The 989-nt window shown below is 37.1% G+C and carries 2 protein-coding genes; both read left to right on the top strand.

Annotated elements, in window-relative coordinates:
• A partial coding sequence (locus tag GQR47_RS20250) for a DUF411 domain-containing protein (RefSeq protein ID WP_165724415.1) occupies positions 1-370 on the top strand: 370 nt, incomplete at its 5' end.
• Positions 371-512: 142 nt separating this feature from the next.
• Positions 513-989 (top strand): DUF305 domain-containing protein (locus GQR47_RS20245; RefSeq protein WP_165724414.1); only part of this gene is annotated, 477 nt, incomplete at its 3' end.

The raw sequence follows: 989 nt of genomic DNA, 5'->3' as shown, positions 1-989 counted from the left end.
CTGTGGGTGCTGTAAAAAATGGATTGAGCATATTAATGAAAGTGGCATTAAAACAAAAGCAATAGATGTTGCTGATATGGGGCTAATTAAAGCTCAATATCAAATAAAGCCAAATATGCGCTCATGCCATAGCGCTGTTTCAGCCGATGGGTATGTTTTTGAAGGGCACGTGCCAGCTAAATATATAAAGCAGTTTTTAGCTGAACAACACCCTCAGAAAACGATCGGGCTGACAGTTCCGGCAATGCCTGTTGGCACGCCAGGTATGGAGATGGGCAATCGTTTTCATAAATATAATATTGAAGTACTTACTCAAGATTCACAGCAACATACTTATAAGCATATCAGCAAATACGCAGTGCAGTTTTAACTCTTATGGCATAGTTATTGAATTAGCCGTAAGTATTAATGCGATGATTAAATATATAGTGGGCTTACGCCTTATAAATTGTAAGTAATACCCCTTAGTATAAATAAAATACAAGTTGAACAACTGAAAAGGAGCCATTGTAATGTCACAGTATTTAAAATTTTTCTTAATGATAGCCACATCAACATTAGTCATGTTTGTACTAATGTATTTGAATAGTTATCAGCTAAGCCATGTGTTTTTTAGTGAAACGCGTACCTATATGGCTATTTATATGGGGGCTGCAATGGCGGTAGTTATGCTGTTGTTTATGCTAAATATGTATAAGGATAAAAAGAAAAACAGCGTAGTTTTAGGGATCAGCATTATTAGCTTTGTAGGCGCATTATTTTTAGTACGTTCGCAAATAACGGTCAACGATCAGTCTTGGATGTCAGCCATGATACCGCATCATTCAATCGCTATACTGACTAGTGATAGAGCTAATATCAAAGACAAGCGCGTCCAAGAGCTTGCAACAAATATAATTGAAGCACAGCGTCGTGAGATTAAAGAGATGCAGTGGTTACTGAACGATATAGAAAAAAATGGCCTAGCAGAAACTCAGGAACAAGCACAA

Source organism: Pseudoalteromonas sp. Z1A2 (assembly GCF_011378755.1).
GTDB classification, from domain to species: Bacteria; Pseudomonadota; Gammaproteobacteria; order Enterobacterales; family Alteromonadaceae; genus Pseudoalteromonas; species Pseudoalteromonas distincta.
Note: the sequence above shows the minus strand (reverse complement) of the source record. Positions and strands in the feature narration are given on the sequence as shown.